Here is a 21754-nt window from a genome sequence, read left to right as displayed (position 1 = left end):
CCTTCGGTTTTTGTAAGCAAGCTGAGCAATATTAGCTGGGCCCAGACCAATGCGGTAAAAACGATCGACATGACAGCCAGCCCGATTGTAAAACCCTATATCGTCCGCTTTGTAATCAGGGCGGCAGGAGGCAATTTTTCAAGTTGTGCTGAAATCAATTTTAGTTCTGCAGAAACTGGGCCATTCGTTCAGCCTTTAGATTGCGATAATCCAATAGCAGAAGATTTTACGGCCTACTCTGATATTAAACTGGCCATTTCCAGCGCCAGCGTAAGCCCTGCGGCAAACGGCGGCGAAGATATCACGCGTACATACGATAACAACACGGCTACCTTATACCATTCTAACTATGCGGGTGGGGGATTCCCGATCAGTTTAACTTATAATTTTACCACTAGCCCAACCATCGACTATATTAGTTATGTGCCGAGGCAGGATGGTGGCTCAAACGGTATTTTTGGTACAGGCGAAATTTGGTATAAAACCACAACACAAACCACTTTAACCAAATTAATGAATTTTGATACGGGTTTTAGTTCAGCTGCGTATCAGATCAGTTTCCCTGCAGCCTTAACCAACGTTACCCAGGTTGTAGTTAAAGTGCTTACGGGTAAAAATAACTATGCCAGTTGTGCCGAAATGCAGTTCTATCAGAAAAACAGCGCCGGCAATTTATACACTAATATTTTTGCGGATGATCTGCATACCACATTAAAAGCTGGAATAACGCAAACCGATATCGATGCCATTGCTTCTCCATTTTTTAAATCTCTGGCCCAGTGTATTTTCAACAATAGTTATAACAGGAAATACCGCGTACAGACCTATGATTATTATCCAAATCCGGGCACGGTAGAGGGCATATTAAAAACAAACGGTTTAAACAGGGTTGAAAACCCGACAGGGATTGCCTTTAAGGCGAATACCAAAGCGATTGTTTTTGTTGGCGATACCTATGGTGTAAACCCACAGTTAATTGTTAAAGATTTTGGACTGGATTATAGCGCCACTACCGATAGCTATCCCTTGAAAAAAGGGGTAAACATTATCAATGTGCTACATGATGGACTGGCCTATATCGGTTATTTTAGCGATAATGCAGGTCTACAGCCTATACAGATTAACATTGCCACAGGCCAGGTGAACGGATATTACAATCCTTTAACGGACACAAATGATGAGTGGACGAAAATGTTGCTTAACGGTGTGTATTCGAAATTGGATATGAAAGGAATCTATACCAATCTAAATCTCAACAAAAATATACTGATCAGTAATTCGGCAGCCAGTGGAAAAGAACTGGTTGCAGCCTATGATACCATTGTGCATGCAGAATATATTTTAAATGGTCTAACCAAATATAACAGGGTGCCTAAAAACCACATGTTTTTAAGGTCTATAACTGGTGATGGAAATCCGAATGCAAGTGGTGAGGGTGTAAATTATCCCATAGGTGTTGGTGGCAGTGGGTCTAATCTTGCTAGTGCTACCGGAGTTTTTAAAGATCCCTGGGGAGTTGCCCATGAGTATGGCCATAACAATCAGGTGAGGCCAGGAGCCAAATGGATAGGCATGACGGAAGTAACAAACAATGTTAATTCGGCATGGATACAATATCTTTTTAGTACCAATTATGCAAATACGACAAGACTTGAAAAAGGTAATGATGCACCTAAAGCGGGAGCTGCCAGTTTATATGGTGGACGGTACGGCTCGTTGTTTGATAATTGTTTGATACAGAAAAAACATATGGAGGCACAAGGCGATGTGTTTGTGCGATTGGTGCCTTTGTGGCAATTGGAAGTATATTACCAGCTTGCTGGTGCAGGTAAAAACCTGCCTACTATGCAACAGCGATTAACTGGCACAGCAGCCACGGTTGGACAGCCGGATGTAGCTTTCTGGTATGGCGATGTGCTGGAGAAAATGCGTACAACCAGTCAGACGGGACTAAACGAAGGCCAGTTATTACTCAACTTTGTAAGTGCTGCCTGCGATGCTGTTCACGAAGATTTGACCGATTTCTTTGTGAAAAGTGGCTACCTATTGCCAATTGATATGGATATAGACGATTATGCTATAAAGCGTTTAACCATTACACAAGCACAGATAGATGCACTAATTGCTAGTGTACAGGCTAAAGGATATCCAAAACCAGTATCTCCGGTATTAAATTATATATCGGCAAATACGATAAACACCTTTAAAAACCGTACACCATTGGCAACAACTGCAACTGCAACGGTTGGTGTAACGGTTAATACCAACACATTAAAGATTGATAATTCGAAATGGGGCAGTGCAGTAGCTTTTGAGACCTATAACCAAAAGGTACTTACCGATGTGGCTATTTATGGGGCTGGAGAAGCAACCACAGCAAACGCAAACACAACGGTTCAATATGGTGCTGGTTCTACAAGTGTTTATGCTATCGGATATGATGGTTCAAGAAAACTGGTTTATCCGGCTGTAGATGTTGCTAACTTATTGCCAACGGTATCGATTACTTCGCCTGTTAGCAATGCAGTAGTTACAGTTGGTAGCGATGTTGCTATTAATGCCAATGCTGCCGATACCGATGGAACAATCAGCAAAGTAGAATTTTATCAGGGCAGCACACTTTTAGGTCAGTCAACCACTGCACCTTATAGCTTCACCTGGACTAACCCAGCTGTAGGAAATTACAACCTTACCGCTAAAGCAACCGATAATAACGGAGGAACAAAGGTATCAGACACGGTGAAAGTAATCATCAATACCCTGCCAACGGTGGCCATCAGTTCACCGGCAAACCATGCGGTGTTTACAGCAGGTACAAACGTTGTTATTGATGCCAATGCGGCTGATACAGATGGAACAATCACCAAAGTAGAATTCTATCAGGGATCGACTTTATTAGGAGAATCTACAGCTGCGCCTTTCGGTTTTACCTGGACTAATCCAGCTATAGGAAATTACAACCTTAGCGCCAAGGCAACTGATAATAACGGAGGAACAAAGGTATCAGATACGGTTAGTGTAATCATCAATACCTTGCCAACCGTGGCCATCAGTTCACCAGCAAACCATACTGTGTTAACGGCTGGTACCAATGTTACTATTGATGCCAATGCCACTGATACCGATGGAACAATCAGCAAGGTGGAGTTCTACCAGGGTTCAACCCTGGTAGGTGAATCTACAGCTGCGCCATATAGCTTTAACTGGAATAATCCTACAGCAGGAAATTACAGCCTTACCGCTAAAGCAACTGATAATAATGGAGGAACAACAATATCAGACACCGTTGAGGTTACCATCAATACCTTGCCAACGGTAGCCATCAGTTCACCAACAGGCAATGCTGTATATACAGCGGGTGCTAATGTTGTCCTAAAGGCCAATGCTGGTGATACTGATGGAACAATTAGCAAAGTAGAGTTTTATGAAGGCAGTACTTTGTTAGGGCAATCTACCGCTGCACCATATATCTTTATCTGGAATAATCCTGGTCCAAGATTTTATAAGATCACTGCGAAGGCCACCGACAATAATGGTGGAACAGCTGTTGCAGATACGGTTAGGATTAAGATAAATGCCATACCAACGATAGCCATCGTTTCGCCGGCAAACAATGCTGTATTCACAGGGGGAACGAACGTTACCATTAAAGCCGATGCGGCTGATACAGACGGAACAATCAGCAAAGTAGAGTTTTATCAGGGCAGTACATTGCTTGGTCAGTCAAGCACTGCACCTTACAATTTTACCTGGAATAATCCTGCTGCAGGAACTTATGCCCTTACAGCCAAGGCAATGGATAACAACGGCGGAGCAACAGCTTCTAATGTGGTTAACATTACGGTGAACACCTTGCCAACAGTGGCCATCACCTCACCTGCAAACAATGCTGTATTCCAATTGGGAACGAACGTTACCATTAATGCCGATGCTGCCGACGCCGATGGAACAATTGCCAAAGTAGAATTTTATCAGGGCAGCACATTGTTGGGTCAGTCAACCACTGCACCATATAGCTTCACCTGGAATAATCCTACAACAGGTAATTACAGTCTTACCGCTAAAGCAACCGATAACAACGGAGGAACAACAGTTTCTGGAGCGGTTTACATTGCAGTTAATACTTTGCCTACGGTGGCCATCACCTCACCAGCAAACAATGCCGTATTTACCACAGGATCGGATCTGGCCATTAGTGCCAACGCCGCCGATGCCGATGGAACAGTAGCCAAAGTGGAGTTTTACCAGGGCAGCACCCTGTTGGGTAAGTCTATAACTGCGCCTTACAGTTTTACCTGGGCCAGCCCTAGTGCAGGAACCTATGCGCTTACAGCCAAGGCAACCGATAATAATGGGGGAACAACTATATCTGCTATTGTAAATGTTAATGTGAGTGCTGCGCCGACAGTGGCTATTGCCGCTCCGGTAAACAATGCTGTATTTACGTCAAATTCGAATATTACCCTTAATGTCAATACTACCGGAACAATTGTTAAAGTAGAGTTTTATCAAGGATCAACTTTGTTGGGCCAATCTACAACGGCACCCTATAACATGGTGTGGAATAATGTTCCTTCTGGAACGTATACGCTTACTGCAAAAGCAACCGATAATTTAGGCAGGGTGGCAACATCTTTAGCTGTTACGGTGAAGGTAAACGCCCCACAGGCTTTAACTGTTAATCCGGTGGCCGATGCATTTGTACGGGATGGTGTTTTTGCGAACGCCAATAACGGAAGCTCAAAAAGCCTGGATGTGAGCAGCGATAACTGGTCTGCGTTCAGAGAATCTTACCTGCGTTTCGATTATAGTACATTTTCGGGTTCAGCAGTAAACAGTGCAAAGATCAGGCTATATGCTTCCCGTATCGATGTTAATCCATCGAGGATTGTATCGGTATATGGCCTGGCCAATACCACCTGGGGAGAAGGCACCATTACCTGGAACAACAAACCAGCAGAAAGTGGTACATTGCTTGGTAGCTATACTGTTAAAAATACGGCTCGTGCCTGGTACGAACTGGATGTAACCGCCTATATCAATAGCCAGCTTGCTTTAGGGAAAAAAATCATTTCTATCAAGCTGATCAATCAGGGAGTAAAAGGATCTGGTAACCTGGTCAGTTTTAATTCGCGCGAGGCAACCAGCAATAAGCCAGAACTGTTATTGAACCAGGAAGCCGGTGCAGTGAATTTTGAAGAGTTTCCATTAAACACCAATATTGGAAACGCCCTCGAATCATTGCTTGCACTAAAAGTTACTGCATGGCCAAATCCAAGTACAACTGGGTTTAAAGTGCAGGTAGAAAGCCCTAGCAGCGATGCATTACAGTATAGGGTTTATAATATAGCCCAGCAACTGGTTAAAGAAGCTAAAACAGCGGTTAACGAACAGTTAACTTTCGGGTCTGAACTCCCTGCCGGTGTATACATGGTAGAGGTACGACAAGGCACAGAAAGAAAGGTTGTAAAAGTAATCAAGTTATAACCATTTTTTTTAATATTATTGAAAAAGAGAGTGCCCAAAAGCACTCTCTTTTTTTGTGCACTTATTTGCAAATTAGGGGTTCTTATTTCTTTTAAAAGGCCGTTTGTTTTAAGAACATGCCTGTAATACAGTTACATCCATTCCAGCTTTTTTGTGTAACACATTTTGTTACAATAAAGCGCAAGCCTTTAAGTTTCTACACTGAAAATCACCTAAAAGGCATCAAAAAGCCTTAAAATTTAAGGTTTTCACACCATTAGTTTAAGATTTTCCCCATATAATCATCTTGCCATTATAGAATTTTACAGGCTAACCAAGCCGGGTAATCGGTCAATATAAAACAACTAACCAACAAACCAATGAACCAGTTTTTACGAAATGTAAACAGCTTGGGCTTTTGGGAATTTTGCACCAAGCTGCTAATCCCTGGTCGTCGAGCTTGTTCGATCCCAAAAAAAGCCGATCGGTGCAGCAATACCTTTTTTGCCAAAGCATAGGATTTAATAACAACCTGATCGAATTTAGAATTACCACTGATGCATAATGCCCCAGTTTCTTAAAACCTAACCAATTGTATGATGAAAAGAAAATCATTGAACTGTATTAATCAAATTATTAGAAGCGCATGAAAAAAAATTACTTGATATTTTTTGTTGTGACAGTAGGGCTACTCGTTCACAATGAAATTAATGCTTCTCCATTTAATAAACTTAAAAATCCTCGCCATCAACCAATGGGTTATGGGCTATTGGATAAAACTTTTACCCGGGTATTTATTTCTGTTTCAGGAAAAGTAGTTGACGAAACGGGGCAGCCTTTACCAGGTGTTTCGGTTAAAATAAAAGGAAAATCGGGTGGTGTACAAACCAGTAACGATGGGAGCTTTACCATTAATGCAAATACAGGTGATATAATTCAGTTTATGTCTGTTGGCTACAAAACAATAGAGCGTGAGGTTAATGGGCAAACTGTACTTAAGATACGTATGGAACCTCAGCAAAATGATCTTGATGCGGTAGTTGTGGTAGGTTACGGACAGAAAACAAAAGCAACCAATGTTGGGGCGCTTTCTTCTATATCTACAAAAGAACTTAAGCAGAACCCGGTTACCAACTTAAGTAATGCCCTTGCAGGTCGTTTACCAGGTTTAATTACCCAGCAACGTGGTGGAGAGCCAGGACGCGATGATGCCAGTCTTTTAATTAGGGGTATAACTACCTTAAGTTCGGCAAGTGCAGCACCATTGGTATTGGTTGATGGCGTTGAACGGCCTTTTTCGCAGATCGATTTTAATGAGGTCGAATCGGTATCGATTTTGAAAGATGCCTCGGCAACAGCAGTTTTTGGTGTTAGGGGCGCTAATGGTGTGGTATTGGTAACTACCAGGAGAGGTGTTGCAGGCAAAACACAGATATCGATGTCTGCAAATTATGGCTTACAAAGCCCAGCCCGCTTACCCAACTTTGTGGGTTCGTACGATTATGCTACACTAAGAAATGAGGCTGTACTAAATGATAACCCGAATGCAGTAGCACCTTATACACAGCAACAGCTTGATGGTTACAAGAACCATAGCGATCCTTTCTTGTATCCTGATGTTGATTATTACAAGGAATTTTTGAAAGAGTTTACCCCGCAATCAAATGTAAATATCAATATAAGTGGAGGGGGTAATATAGCACGTTATTTTGTTTCAGGCAGTTTTGCAGATCAGCAGGGGATTTACAAAAATACAAAAGGCGATTTCTTTGATGCAAACTCGCGTTTTCAGCGGTTTAACTTCCGTTCGAATATCGACATTAATGCCACTAAAACAACCTTGATTTCTGTAAACATGGCGGCTATAGGAGGCGTGAAAAATAGCCCTTATGCCGTGAGTGGTGGTAGTGTTACCGGTTATGGGGGCGCAGGCGATATGTTCAGCGGTTTGTCGCGTACGGCACCAAATGAAATGAATCTCTTAAATCCTGATGGTACCTATGGCGCCAGTAACCGCCCTGCAAAAGTGCAGCGGAATATCCTGGGTGATTTAAGAGAGCGCGGTGTGACCAAAGAGTATAACAGTACCGTAGAAATAAGTGTGGTTGCTAATCAGAAACTTGATTTTATTTTAAAAGGCCTGAGTGCCAAGGCTAACCTGGCTTTTAACAGTTATTATACACAGTTTTACAATACCTTCCGCGGAAATAGTGGCGATATCGCCAGTGCATACCGAAGATATTCTGTAGATGGTATCGATGCCAACGGACAGTATATATACACACAGCGAACTGGTACCTATAATCCTTTGGTATCTACCAATAGTGCTTATGCAGATGGCAGTAACCGTAATTTTTACCTGGAAGGATCTTTGTTCTGGCAGGGAAAAACCGGTAAACACGATATTACCGCTTTGTTGCTCTACAACCAGCAAAGAAAAACAAATAATACCGTTACATCCAGTTCACTTACCGATTGGCCGTTTTCTAGAATGGGCGCGGTTGGCCGTGTTACCTATGGTTACGACAATAAGTATTTTGCAGAGGTAAATGCCGGTTATAACGGTTCAGAAAACTTTCAGGATGGTCAGCGTTTTGGCTTTTTCCCTTCCTTTTCTGCCGGTTGGTTAATCTCCAATGAAGATTTTATTAAAAATAGCCTGCCTGCCATTACTTATCTGAAGTTAAGAGGATCAATTGGCCAGGTGGGTAACGATGCGGTGACGGGAAGAAGATTTTTATACTACAATAATGCTTACAGCTCAGGCACAGGATATAGTTTTGGTCTGGCACAAGGTACATCAGTTGGCGGACTGGTTGAGGGTGCAATACCTACCAATGGCGTAACCTGGGAAAGAGAAACCAGTTCGAATATCGGTTTAGATTTAAACCTATGGGGTAAAAAATTTGGTTTGGTAGCCGATGTCTTTTATAAAAAACGTGTTGATATTTTAACTTCCCCGGCAAGTACACCAGTGGTAGCAGGCATTACCTTACCGGTACAGAACATTGGCCAGGTAGAAAACAAAGGTTTTGAGATTGAAGCCAATACTGCACATCAAATCGGGAATGTAAATGTTTGGCTGAGGGGGAACTTCGCTTTTGCCCGTAACAAGATCCTGGCGCAGGACGAGCCAACGCCAAGATACGAATGGATGGCCCGTACCGGAAGAAGTGTTGGGCAAAGCTGGGGCTATCTGACTGATGGTTTTTATAACAACCAGAGCGAGGTAGATAACAGAACCATACAGGCTTATTTCAGCGGGCGTTTACAGCCAGGTGATTTTAAGTATAAGGATATTAACGGGGACGGCATGATCAATTCTTATGACATGGTTCCGGTTGGAAAACCAACTTTCCCTGAAATTACCTATGGCTTTAGCACTGGCTTCAGCTGGAAAGGTTTAGATGTAAGCGTATTATTTGCCGGATCAAGCAATACTTCCATGTTTGTTTCGGCCGAAGTAGCCTGGGAGTTTTTTAACGGTGGGAAAGTACTGGAATATCACTTAAACAGGTGGACGCCTAGTACTGCAGCTACCGCTACTTACCCACGTTTATCAAGCGATCCACAGAGTACGGATAACAATTATGTTGATTCTGATTTCTGGATTAGGGATGCCTCGTTTATCCGCCTTAAAAATGCCGAGATCGGTTATACTTTCGCCGATGGCTTAGTTAAAAAATTAAGATTGGGTAGCCTGAGATGTTATGTAAACGGCCAAAACCTATTTACCTACAGTAAGGGTATCAAATACCTGGATCCGGAAAACAGAAACAGCCGTGGCTGGTATTACCCACAATCGGTGGTTTATAACGCCGGGTTATCCGTTAATTTTTAATCTGAAAATTATGAAAATCAAAATATATCAAATCCTCATGGCAGCCCTTTTGGGGACGGGAATTGCCGGTTGCCAGAAAGAATTTTTAGCAGCACCTCCAAATAATGTAACCACAACCGATTCTACAGTTTTTAGTAATGAGCTGCAGTGCCGCCAATACCTGGCCAATATTTACGCCAGCATGCCTTCAAACCAGCTCAACAGAAATAGCGGACAGCTGGCCGATGGCTGTTTCGAATCGGAGCAGGGCATACAATGGTCGCCTTTCCAGGTATATAATGTAAATGCCTACAACGGTGGTGCGGGCAATGTTGATAATGCTTACGGCACTTATTATCCGATGATCCGTAAATGCAATATTTTCGTAAAGAACGAGAAATACATGAAATTTACGCCGGCTAATGCGGCTTATTTTAAAGCCGAAAACCGCTTTTTGCGTGCATTCGCCTATTTTGAACTGTTAAAGCGTTACGGCGGTGTACCCATTATCGATTCGGTTTGGATCTATGATGCCGAAGACATTAAACCTGAATTTGGCAAGCAGTTAAAACGTTCGAGTTTTGATGCAACGGTTAAGTTTATCCTAAAAGATTTAGATTATGCATCAGCCAACCTGCCGTGGATCTGGCCCAATGCCACCACCGATTTTGGTCGTGCCTGCAAATCGGCGAGTATGGCCATGAAATCGAGGTTGTTGTTATATGCTGCAAGTCCGTTATTTAATGCCAACCAGCCGCACTTAAGCGATGCGAATTGTCCTGATTCTTTATTTAAATATCCTTCATATAACATTCAGCGCTGGAAAACAGCCATGGATGCTGCAAAGGATTTTATAGATGCCAATACTGCAGAAGCACTCAAATACCAGCTTTACAGTAATTATGGTGATATGTTTATCAATGTAAGGGGTAATGCTAATAATAAAGAGGTAATCTTTTCTCATGCAAACCAGGTGGCCGGGCCAGCTCAATCCAACCCAACACTAAACCTGGTGGATATGTACGATATGGTGAATGGAAAGCCTATTTCTGATCCAACATCGGGATACAATGACCAGGATCCTTATAAAAACCGCGATCCCCGCTTATTGCAAACCATTTTAACCAATGGTGTAGCCTGGGCCGGAAGAACATTTGAGCCATTTATTAACGGCGGGCAAGATTACAACGGAGACCGGACCATTACCGGTATGTTGCAAAAAAAATATGTGGGTATAACCGCGCAGAACCAGGGAGCATCCCGCTTTATATTTTACAGGCTGGCAGAACTTTACCTGAATTATGCAGAGGCACAGAACGAATTTGAAGGTGGGCCTAATGCCAATTCATATACTTATGTTAATCTGGTGCGCACAAGGGCAGGTATGCCTGCATTTCCAACTGGTTTAAACCAGGCAGATTTTGCCGCAAAGTTAAAAAAGGAACGGATACTGGAATTTGCTTTCGAAGAAACAAATCTCTTTGATGAGCGCCGCTGGCTAATGGCCGAAAGTTTGGATGCGGGTTCTTTTTATGGATTTAAAATCAATAAAAATGCCAACGGAACTTTTAGCTATAGCCGTACAGCATTCGAAAAACGAAGTTTTCTGAAAAGATTTTACCTCTATCCGATACCTGAGGTAGAAATCTTTAAATCACCAGAGCTGAAGCAAAATCCAGGATGGTTTTAGGTATCAGTAACCCCATTAATAATCAGAATTTATCAGACTTAATATATTATACATGAGTTGTTTGAAAATGATCACGGTACTATTTTTAAGTTGTGTTTGCGTTATACACGCACAGGCACAACAAAAAATCCGGATTACCATAGTTGATCAGAATAGAAACCCAGTAGCCGGTGCTGGGATCAAGGTTTACTCTTCAGGGAAAAAGGACATCACCAATACCAAGGGCGAGGTATTGCTTGCATTGAACGATACTGACACTGTAGCGGTACAGGCAGAAAATTACCTGGCTAAAATTGCAGCAATAAATACAAAAACCGAAAAAATATCCATTACACTGGATGCCTCAAAACCATGGGAAGGCAATATAGAGCTGCCATGGATGAGCCAGAACAAAAAATACAGCACTGCTGCTGTATCTACAGTTAGCGGTGCGCAGCTGTCGAAAAACCCAGAACCGAACTCTTCAAATCTTTTAGGAGGGAATCTTGCTGGTCTGTTTGCCCGACAGAACAGTAGCGAACCTGGATATGATGGCTCTCTTTTAAACATCAGAGGCTTTAGCTCTTACAATGCGCTCACACCATTAACCTATGTAGATGGAATTGAAAGAGATATCCAGCAAATAGATCCGTTGGAATTGGAAACAGTTACCATTTTAAAGGATAATGCCGCGAACGGGGCTTTTGGCATCAGAGGATCTGGTCGTTCTATTATGGCCACCACGAAAAGAGGTTTGGCCAATACCAGCGAAGTTTCTTTTGTGGCACAAAGGGGGATTCAGTATACAGGAGCTTCGCCTGAATTTTTAGGTGCTCAACAATACATGCAGCTCTATAACGAAGGTGCGGTTAACGATGGCCTTCCTGCAAAATATTCGCAGGCACAGATAGATGCCTATAACAATCCGGGCAGAGATCAGATGTTATATCCAGATGTGAACTGGAATGATGAAATGCTGAAGAAAACCACCAGTCAATCTCGCTACAACCTGATGTTCAGGGGAGGCAACAACGATTTTCGCTATTATGTGATGATGGGATACCTGAACCAGGGCGGCATTTTTAAAAATGGCGATGTAAACAAAGAGCAGTATGGCTTTAGTAATAACATCGATTTTAAACGTTATAACTTTAGAACAAACCTCGATTTTCAGGCAACCAAAAGGCTGTTGCTTTCCCTTGATCTTTCGGGCCGTTTAGAAGATAGAAATTACCCTGGAACGGGTACAAGTACAATTTTTAATGCGGTTTCTACCTATCCAGGTAATGAATTTCCGGTGAAATATCCCGATGGTAAAATTGGTGGCACTTCGCAGTTTCAGAATAACCCATATGGCTTACTAACCAGCACGGGCTATGCTACAGAATTTAGGCGCAATTTTTTGGGAACCATTAAATTAAAGCACGATCTGGATATGATTACACCAGGACTTTCCATCAATGGTGCCTTTGCTTTCGATAATTACTTTTATACCAATGGTGGGCGTTCTAAAACATTTGCAGTTTATCAGCTACAGCCTGATAATACCTACAAGAGTTTCGGTACCGAAGGTTTGCTCAATGTGGTATCAAGAGCTAACAGTCAAGATAGAAGAACAACTTTTTATACCAACCTGGCTTACCAGCGTGAATTTGGAAAACACAGGGTAGAAGGTTTTCTTAATTACAACCAGAGCTACCAGAACGGAAACGGTTTTGATTTTCCTTATGCATCGCAGGGATTTGCCTCACGGTTGAGTTATGTATTTGATCAGCGTTACATTGCCGAATTTAATGGGTCGTATAGTGGTTCTGGGAATTTACCAGAAGGCAAACGTTTTGGCTTTTTTCCTAGCTTCTCTGCAGGGTGGATTGTTTCGGAAGAGGCTTTTATGAAAAACCAGGAGGTGATCAATTACCTGAAAATCCGTGGCTCATTTGGTTATACAGGCAATGCTGATATTACCGGAATAGGAACACAGCGTTTTCTTTATCAGAATTTTTATACCGGTGGTGCTAGCTATGTATTTGGCAATAACCCATCTGCTTTAGGTGGAAGAACACAGGCCAGACTGGCCAACCCAGATGTAACCTGGGAGACTTTAAGACAGGCCAATGTAGGTTTCGACCTCTACTTTTTAAAAGAACGTTTAAGATTGTCGGTGGATATGTTTAAAGAGAGAAGAACAGACATCTTAGCCACGCCGATTATTTCAGGAACAATGGGGATTGCTACTGCACCTTACAATCAGGGTATTATGGATAATAAAGGCCTGGATGGAGAATTGTCTTACCACTATGAAAAGAATAAGCTCGGATTCTCTATTGCCGTTCTTGGATCGTGGACAGAAAATACTGTAGTATTTAATAATGAAGTTTTCCGCCCTTACGATTACCTGAAAAGAACCGGCAAACCTTTAAGTGGCGCATTTGGGATGATCAGTGAAGGTTTTTACACGGCAGCCGAAGCTGCAAAGATCAATAATGAACTCGCTCTGCCTGCGGCCAATAAAACCATTCCATTACCGTTGTTTGGTGCGGTGAAACCTGGTGATATGAAATACAGGGATTTGAATGGCGACAATCTGATTGATGTGTATGATCAAACCTATTTGGGCAGTATTTTGCCTAAATATTTTTATGGCATCCGTGGAGGGTTCCGCTATGCTAAATTCGACCTTTCATTCCTGCTTCAGGGGGCTGCTGGTGGTATAGTTGATCTACGTAATGTAAGCACACAGGGATTTCAGGGCGGTGCTAAACCAAGCACATTCGTATTAAACCGCTGGACGCCAGAAACAGCTGGTACAGCAGATTTTCCACGCCTGTCTGTGGTGAATAACGCACTGAATTATCAAGTCTCAGATTACTGGGTTCATAAGAGCGACTACCTGAAACTGAAAAATGTGGAGGTAGGGTTTTCTACTGCGATCCGCAATAAAGGAAAAGTGGTGATTGATAAAATGCGGGTTTTTGTGAATGGTTCAAACCTGTTTATCATCGATAAACTACCGGTAAAATGGATGGACCCTGAAATGTCGGGTGCAGGTATCGGAAATTATCCCCGCATGCGCATTGTAAATATAGGTGGACAGTTCACCTTTTAATTTTTGTTTTAATCATGATGGTCAATTGGCCATGCATCAATAAAAATATATTGTAATGAAAAAAAGTATTCTTATCCTGATCTGTGCTTCCGCAATACTGCTTTCCTGTAAAAAAAGCCTGCTGGATAGCCCTCCTGAAATTGTGGTACCGGAAAAATTGATTTTTACAGAAATCAATTATGTAACCGAGTTTGTAAACGACATTTATGGCGCTACGCTGCAAAGTGGTTTTAGTATCACTTCGAGCCTCACTTTTATCGAAACAGCTACTGATGATGCCAAACTTAATAACCTCTCTGCAGAGGTGCAAAGATTTGGTACCGGTGCCTGGAGTGCAGATAATAACCCCGACAATTTATGGAACTATTATTACACAGGTATCCGCAAATGCAATAAATTCTTTGAGCAGGTGGGCCAGGTAAATACTGTAGACCATGGCGCGCCGATTATCATCAATAACATCACGGCAGCGGAACAGAAACAGCGACTGATCGGCGAAGTGTATTTCTTGAGGGCCTATTTTTATGCAGAACTGATTAAAAGATATGGCGGTGTCCCCTTACTTACCAAGACCATTAACACTGGAGCTGATGCAAATATACCAAGGGCAAGTTATGAGGATGGGGTAAAACTTATTTTAAAAGATTGCGATTCAGCCTTTAACCGTTTGCCGGTTGATTATACCGCATCAAATGTGCAAAACTACTATGGAAGGGCCACAAAATGGTCTGCCCAGGCGCTGAAGGCGAGGGTATTACTTTACGCTGCCAGCCCGCTGAATAATCCTTCAAACGATGCCTCGAAATGGGAGGCTGCGGCGGCTGCTGCCTTACCTTTTGCTAATGGTACTGCTCCTTTTTCGCTTACGGCAATCAGCAATAACATGGCCAATTACGAGGCGAATTTTAGGGGGAATCCTTATGCAAACAAGGAAATGATCTGGGTACAGAACGAATCGAACCAGAATTACCTGGAGGTTAGAAATTATGCTGTAGGCTTTGATAGAGGAGGAGGTGGTGTCGGCCCTTCACAAAACTTGGTGGATGCTTTTGAAATGAAAACAACCGGAAAACCCATTAGCGAAGCAGGTTCAGGCTACAACCCAGCACAACCGTATTTAGATCGTGATCCAAGATTAGATGCCACCATTTTACGTGATGGTTTAACTTATAACGGACGTGTGATTGATATTACCCGCGGGGGCGCAGATGGACCAGATAAGACCAATGGTACCGCTACAGGCTATTACCTTAAAAAATTCCTCGATCCGGCACTCAACTTAACCAATAGTCAGACTTCACGCCATTTTTGGATATTTTTCCGATTACCAGAAATGTTGTTGAATTATGCCGAGGCCCGCAATGAAACAGTTGGTGCCGATGTATCGGTATACGCCGCGGTAAATGCCATCAGAACAAGAGTAGGGATGCCTGCTTTACCAGCTGGATTATCTCAGGCGCAGATGCGTGAGCGGATACGCAACGAAAGAAGAGTAGAGTTGGCTTTTGAAGGCCACCGCCCATGGGATGTACGTAGATGGAAAATTGGCGAAAGTACCCTTGGTGCTCCTTTAAGGGGGATAAGCGTAAGCAGGCAGGGAACCACCACCACTTATACTCCTTCTTTAATCCAAAACATGGTATTCCTTCCTAAAATGTATCTATACCCAATACCGCAAAACGAGGTAGATGCCAATGCCGGCATTGGTCGTCAGAATCAAAATCCGGGCTGGTAAATCAATTAGGGAGTCTTAAAATGAATAGCAATCAATCTAACCAAAATGAAAAAAACATCCCTATTGTTGTGCCTCCCGCTTTTTTTTACAGCTTGTAAGAAAAGTGTTCCGGTAGAAACTGTTGAAACACCACCCCCGGTCGTAGCCGTTGACACCGGCTTTACAAGTGATCACAAGTATAATTTAAATGTGGTGTACTTTGTGCCGACAGATAATCCTGCCAAGGCTGAATATGAACGTAGAATAAGTGATATAATTTTGTCCGCCCAGACCTATTATGGCAATCAGATGAAGCTTAATGGATATGGATTTAAAAGCTTTGGATTATTGACCAATCCGAGCAAAACCAGGATAAAAATAATAACCATACTCGCAAAGTATACCTACGATAAGTATACTACAGATCACCTGGATGCCATCACAGCCGAAGTCGAAGCCTATTTTGCTGCCCATCCTGGTCTAAAATCAAGTGATCATTCACTTGTCATAAGTCCGTCCATACCAAGCGGCATCGGCAACCCCTATGTAGGTTACGGAAAATACTGTTTTTGGCCCGATCGTGGAGAAGAAGTTACCAGTACTACCGGGCTGGGGGGATTAATGCACGAACTGGGACATGGTATAAATCTTGACCACAACAGACAGCGGGAGTCAAGAATAAATGACCCGAACTACGGAACTTCACTAATGGGAAGCGGAAATGGAACTTATGGGAAATCACCTACATTTCTTACCGAAGCAGATTGTGCCATTTTAAATAGCAATCAGGTTTTTCAAACGAATACTTCCATCACTTATTATGGGGCGGTAACAGCGAATATCAAAAAAATGTATGCTTCTTATTCAGCTACTAAAGGGGCTATTATTGCCTCAGGCAGGTTTACCAGCAGCGTTCCGGTTACGGGTGTTGCCTATTTTCTTGACCCTAATGTTAATAACGAAGGCGTAGGAGTGAATAAAGACTATAATGCAGTAACCTGGAGTACAAAAATAATTGGTACAGATAGTTTTTATGTAGAAATGCCGATGACTGAAATGAGAAATACTGATAAAGCGAACAATCCGGCAGAATTAAAAGTAAAACTAGTTCATGAGAACGGGATGATTACCAATACGACCTACGATTTTAACTTTTTGAACAATATTCCAATCATCAATATAACCCCTGGTCCCGATAAATCAGCTTGGAAGGTTATTGGTGTAAGTTCTGAAGAAGCCACTTACGAAGCATCAAAAATAATTGATGATAACTTAGGTACATTTTGGTTTGCGAAATTTTCTGAGCCTGCGGCAAAGTTGCCCCATCACCTGATTGTTGATATGGGTAAACAGTTACAGGCTGATGGACTTACCATTAACCAGCGTCAGGACGTTTATAGAATGGTTAAAAATGTTGAAATACTCACCAGTACCGACAATGTAAATTGGGTGTCGGCAGGAGATTATGTGGTTCCGAATGTTAAAGCCGCTTCGAAATTGCCATTTAGTGCTGCCAGGACCTTCCGGTATTTTAAGATCATTGTTAAATCTAATTACGACACGGCAGAACCTGATAAATCATGCGTTGCCGAAGTGAGCATTTATAAAAACTAACCAGAAGCGCAAGCTAAGCTGGGAAGTAATGAGTTTATTACAATAAATGGTGCGGAAATCTTAAAGTTTAAGGTTTTCGCACTATTCATTTAAGATTTTCCCTATAGAATCACTGGCCAAATAAACAATTTTACCCTTTAATATACCTGCATATCGCGAGAATTTTTACTACACATTAAACTATATCCCAATAAACAATAAATGATCAAAATTTATTAAGCAGATCATTAAAATCAATCATTAAATGCAGAAACAAATAATTCTATTCCTCTTGGTTCTTTTCTCTTTCCAAAAGGTAAACGCGCAAAAAAAACAGCCATTGGCAAGTGAAATCATCAGCCAGATGAAAAAAGTTGCCGATTGGCAATGGACAAATCTGGAAACAGCCGGATGGAAAAATCCGAAAAAAGATTGGACCAATGGCGCAATGTATGCAGGAATGATGGCATGGGCACGCCTGGCCGATACCGATAGTTATTATAAAAAGCTGATCCAGGTTGGTGAAGATAACAAATGGAACACCGGTAGAGCCCGGTTTATGGCAGACGACTATTGTGTTGGTCAGCTCTATTCGCAGTTGTATAGTATTTATAAAAGGCCTGAATATATCCAGCAGTTTAAAGCCCTGGCCGATACCATTGTTTCTTTACCACATGTAGAAAGCCTGGAATGGAAAAATGGTATTTATAGCCGCGAATGGGCCTGGTGCGATGCATTGTTTATGGGGCCGCCAGCTTTGGGTTATTTAAGCCAGGCAACTGGTGATGCAAAATATCTGGATAAATCGATCGCACTTTGGTGGAAATCTTCAGCCTATTTATACGATAAAGACGAGCATCTTTTTTACCGCGATAGCCGTTATTTTAACAAAAAAGAAAAAAATGGAACCAAGGTATTCTGGAGCAGGGGCAATGGATGGGTAATGGGTGGTTTAGTACGGCTATTATCGGTAACACCCCAAAATCACCCTGAGCGTAAAAAATTGGTAAAGTTGTTTGTCAGCATGTCTGAGAAGCTGGCCTCGCTGCAACAGGCAGATGGAAGCTGGCATGCGAGTTTGCTCGATCCCGAAAGTTATCCTTCAAAAGAAACCAGTGGTACCGGATTTATCTGTTATGCAATGGCCTGGGGAGTAAACAACGGACTTATTCCCTACAAAAAATACGAAAGCGTAATTTCTAAAGCATGGGATGCACTTAGTTCTTCTGTTCATCCTGATGGGAAATTGGGTTTTGTACAGGCTCAGGGTGCTGCGCCCGATAAAGTTGGTTATGAGGATACTGATGTTTATGGTGTTGGCGCTTTTTTATTGGCAGGCAGCGAAATGTTCCGTTTAAACCTGGCGCATAACGATAAAAGTATTGTTGCCGAAGCATACAACGGATCGTCGGACAGTAATAATCAAACCATAAAGGTTGCATGGCCTCAGGTTGTAAAAAAAGTTAAAGTAAAAGATCCCAAACAATTAATAGCCAGAGATGCTGCCAGTGGGCAAATTGTGCCTTTAAATGTGAGTTATAAAGATGAAAAAATAACAGGGCTTTACATCACCACGGACCTTAACGCTGGAGCCAGCAAATTTTTCGAAATCAGCACAAAATAATCATTTAGCCATGAACAATCTTAGATACGCCTTTTTGTTATGCATAATACTTTTAACAACAAGTACCGTTGCCGACGCACAAAAACCAAAGAAAACGAAAACAGATCCGGTAGCAAGCGGCGCACAAGACAGAGCCTTTTGGGTTAAAACCCTGTATAAAATTGCCTATCCCGTTATCCATAACCTGGCCAATAATACATTGAAAAAAAATATGGCTACCGAGGTAGCGCCACACTATTATAACAATGTAAGGGAGGTAGGCTATACAGAAGCATTAGGGCGTACTTTTGCGGGGATTGCCCCTTGGTTAAGCCTGCCAGATGATGATACGGAAGAGGGGAAGCTAAGGGCAAAGTTTAAGGCTGAGACCATTCGAGCCTTAAGCAATGCGGTTGATCCATCAAGTGCTGATTACATCAATTTCAGAACAGACGCACAGCCGATTGTAGATGCAGCTTATGTAGTGCAGGGGTTTCTACGTGCGCCTAACATTTGGAAAGCACTAAACGAAACCACACAAAAAAGATATATAGCCGAGATTAAATCGTTAAGAAATAGAACCGGTGCATATAACAACTGGCTTTTGTTCCAAGCCATAGAAGAGGCCTGGCTGTTAAGCGTAGGAGAGGAGTACGAACCATACCGCACCATGACAGCCATTAACAAGCTGAATGAATGGTACGTTGGAGACGGTTGGTATTCTGATGGATCGAGCTTCAGTACCGATTATTACAATTCTTATGTTATCCATCCGATGATGATAGACATTTTGAAGGTTATGGTAGCCAAGAAAAAGATGGCTGAGGCACAGCTAACCAAGGCCACAGACAGGGCTGCACGTTACGCCCAGATTACCGAACGCATGATTTCTTCAACAGGCGAATACCCACCGATAGGAAGAAGTGTAACTTACCGTACAGCAGCTTTTCAAGCCTTAGGGCAGATTGCGCTGGATCAAAAATTACCTAAAGAATTAAGCCCCGCGCAAGTGCGTTGTGCACTGACCAAAGTGTTCGAAAATATGTATGCTGGCGATCAAAATTTTGATGCGCAGGGATGGTTGGTTTTAGGATTTAACGGCCACCAGCCAGAAATTGCCGATCCATATACCTGTACCGGTAGCCTTTATATGGCAACACTTGGGTTTTTGCCATTAGGGTTACCCGCCGACAATGCATTTTGGACAGAAGCAGCTGCACCTTGGACCGCTCAAAAAGCCTGGACGGGCAGCTCTTTTCTAAAAGACCATTCATCAGGTAAGTAAACTTAAAACCGCTCATCAAGGATATGAAGCCGATCTATTATTTTGTTTTCCTGTTAATTGGTTGTATTAATTTAGCTCATGGGCAAACCGTAAAAAACCGGCCAAACGTAATTATTATTTATGTTGATGATATGGGTTATGGGGATTTGAGTAGTTATGGCGCCGAAATTGCCACACCCAATATCGATAAAATTGGCAAGACAGGCATCCGTTTTACTAATTTTTACGTGGCTGCACCCGTATGTACACCTTCGAGATATGGGTTGCTTACCGGCACATACCCTCAACGCTCAAAACATAACCTCACTTTTGCGCTTATGCCAAATGATAAAAATTATCTGGATACAAGTGAAATTACACTGGCTAACTGCTTTAAATCAGAAGGGTATTTAACAGGGATTATAGGTAAGTGGCATCTGGGGCAGGCTAATCCTTTAAACCTTCCGGTAGACTATGGTTTCGACCTTTTTACAGGGTCAGTTGGTGGTTGCATTGATTATTTTCTACACTCATATGGACAACTGAAAAAAGACTGGTATGTGAATGGCCAGCTTAAGGATGAAAAAGGTTATAGTACAGATCTTCTCACTGATCATGCTATTGATTTTATCCATTCAGCATCTAAAGATGAGCAGCCTTTCTTTCTTTATCTGTCATACAATGCGCCCCATTATGGCAAAACAGATCCTGAAAACATGGTGGATTACACACTATCCCTAGAAAATCCTAAACAAACAGGTGCGATAAATCTGAATACACTGCAGGTTCCGGAGAAATATTTGAAAAGAGTCTCCAACATTCCTGATCTGTATCGCAGGACTTATGCGGCAATGGTTACCTGTTTAGATGATAACGTGGGAAGGTTAATCGCCCGCCTTAAAAAGGAAGGTGTTATAGAAAATACAATGGTCTGGTTCATTTCTGATAATGGCGGATATTCACAAAGTTATTTCGGGCATGCAAGCAATGGAAAACTAAGAGGACAGAAAGCTGATTTATGGGAAGGTGGTATAAGAGTGCCCGCCCTACTGAGTTGGCCGGCTATGATCAAATCAGCACAGGTTGTAAATACACCTCTGGTTAATATGGATCTTATGCCTACGCTTACAGCGATCATCGGAGCCTCTAAAAAGGTACATACAGATGGAGCAGATATTAGGGCGGTTCTTTTTGATCAAGGAGATCTTAAGCGAAATTTGTATTGGAAATATGGTAAACAAACTGCGATAAGAAGTGGGGATTGGAAACTTGTAAATCGTACTGAATTGTACAATCTTAAACTTGATGAAGGCGAAACAATAAACGTTGCTCAGCAGCATCCCGACATCGTAAAGGCCTTAAATATCGCATTTTCGAATAATATGCAATGATCGGACAGGGATAAAATCATTTTAATATGTTATAAAATAAAGGTGTTTAGCGCTGGCTAAGCACAAGGCAATCGGTTTATACTGATGCAAACTACAATTGAACCAAAATTTAGAATGGTATATATTAG

The 21754-nt window shown here is 42.1% G+C and carries 9 protein-coding genes; all 9 read left to right on the top strand.

Going from position 1 to position 21754, the window contains the following annotated elements; genetic code table 11:
- Positions 1–69 precede the first annotated feature (69 nt).
- The 9 genes from AC1DNH_RS09900 to AC1DNH_RS09860 all read left to right on the top strand — a co-directional run bounded on the left by AC1DNH_RS09900 (position 70) and on the right by AC1DNH_RS09860 (position 21626).
- A complete protein-coding gene (locus tag AC1DNH_RS09900; RefSeq protein WP_477625353.1) occupies positions 70–5487 on the top strand; it encodes an Ig-like domain-containing protein in 5418 nt (1805 codons plus the stop codon).
- 625 nt (positions 5488–6112) lie between these two features.
- The gene (locus AC1DNH_RS09895) at positions 6113–9307 is read left to right on the top strand and encodes a SusC/RagA family TonB-linked outer membrane protein (protein ID WP_477607547.1); all 3195 of its coding nucleotides are present in this window, start codon (positions 6113–6115) and stop codon (positions 9305–9307) included.
- Positions 9308–9317: 10 nt separating this feature from the next.
- Positions 9318–10976 carry a RagB/SusD family nutrient uptake outer membrane protein gene (locus tag AC1DNH_RS09890; protein ID WP_477579676.1) on the top strand — a complete coding sequence of 553 codons (1659 nt, stop codon included), beginning with the start codon at positions 9318–9320 and terminating at the stop codon, positions 10974–10976.
- 52 nt (positions 10977–11028) lie between these two features.
- Complete coding sequence (locus AC1DNH_RS09885) at positions 11029–14061, top strand: SusC/RagA family TonB-linked outer membrane protein (RefSeq protein ID WP_477579674.1); 3033 nt, start codon at positions 11029–11031, stop codon at positions 14059–14061.
- A gap of 55 nt (positions 14062–14116) precedes the next feature.
- The gene (locus tag AC1DNH_RS09880) at positions 14117–15796 is read left to right on the top strand and encodes a RagB/SusD family nutrient uptake outer membrane protein (RefSeq protein ID WP_477579672.1); all 1680 of its coding nucleotides are present in this window, start codon (positions 14117–14119) and stop codon (positions 15794–15796) included.
- A gap of 45 nt (positions 15797–15841) precedes the next feature.
- Positions 15842–17389, top strand: coding sequence for a discoidin domain-containing protein (locus AC1DNH_RS09875; RefSeq protein ID WP_477607549.1), 1548 nt, complete (start codon positions 15842–15844; stop codon positions 17387–17389).
- 244 nt (positions 17390–17633) lie between these two features.
- On the top strand, positions 17634–18992 hold the full coding sequence (locus AC1DNH_RS09870; RefSeq protein ID WP_477607551.1) for a glycoside hydrolase family 88/105 protein: 1359 nt from the start codon (positions 17634–17636) through the stop codon (positions 18990–18992).
- 10 nt (positions 18993–19002) lie between these two features.
- Positions 19003–20256, top strand: a complete 1254-nt coding sequence (locus AC1DNH_RS09865; RefSeq protein ID WP_477581377.1) for a DUF2264 domain-containing protein — start codon at positions 19003–19005, stop codon at positions 20254–20256.
- Between the two features lie 23 nt (positions 20257–20279).
- A complete protein-coding gene (locus AC1DNH_RS09860) occupies positions 20280–21626 on the top strand; it encodes a sulfatase-like hydrolase/transferase (protein ID WP_477581379.1) in 1347 nt (448 codons plus the stop codon).
- Positions 21627–21754 lie beyond the last annotated feature (128 nt).

The organism is Pedobacter sp. 01N310 (assembly GCF_056399805.1).
This window is presented reverse-complemented; position numbering and strand designations above follow the sequence as displayed.

What these genes read in the sequence shown, in the direction of transcription:
- AC1DNH_RS09900 (WP_477625353.1), top strand. Translation starts at nt 70, where the DNA reads ATGACAGCCAGCCCGATTGTAAAACCCTATATCGTCCGCTTTGTAATC.
- AC1DNH_RS09895 (WP_477607547.1), top strand. Translation starts at nt 6,113, where the DNA reads ATGAAAAAAAATTACTTGATATTTTTTGTTGTGACAGTAGGGCTACTC.
- AC1DNH_RS09865 (WP_477581377.1), top strand. Translation starts at nt 19,003, where the DNA reads ATGAACAATCTTAGATACGCCTTTTTGTTATGCATAATACTTTTAACA.
- AC1DNH_RS09880 (WP_477579672.1), top strand. Translation starts at nt 14,117, where the DNA reads ATGAAAAAAAGTATTCTTATCCTGATCTGTGCTTCCGCAATACTGCTT.
- AC1DNH_RS09890 (WP_477579676.1), top strand. Translation starts at nt 9,318, where the DNA reads ATGAAAATCAAAATATATCAAATCCTCATGGCAGCCCTTTTGGGGACG.
- AC1DNH_RS09870 (WP_477607551.1), top strand. Translation starts at nt 17,634, where the DNA reads ATGCAGAAACAAATAATTCTATTCCTCTTGGTTCTTTTCTCTTTCCAA.
- AC1DNH_RS09885 (WP_477579674.1), top strand. Translation starts at nt 11,029, where the DNA reads ATGAGTTGTTTGAAAATGATCACGGTACTATTTTTAAGTTGTGTTTGC.
- AC1DNH_RS09875 (WP_477607549.1), top strand. Translation starts at nt 15,842, where the DNA reads ATGAAAAAAACATCCCTATTGTTGTGCCTCCCGCTTTTTTTTACAGCT.
- AC1DNH_RS09860 (WP_477581379.1), top strand. Translation starts at nt 20,280, where the DNA reads ATGAAGCCGATCTATTATTTTGTTTTCCTGTTAATTGGTTGTATTAAT.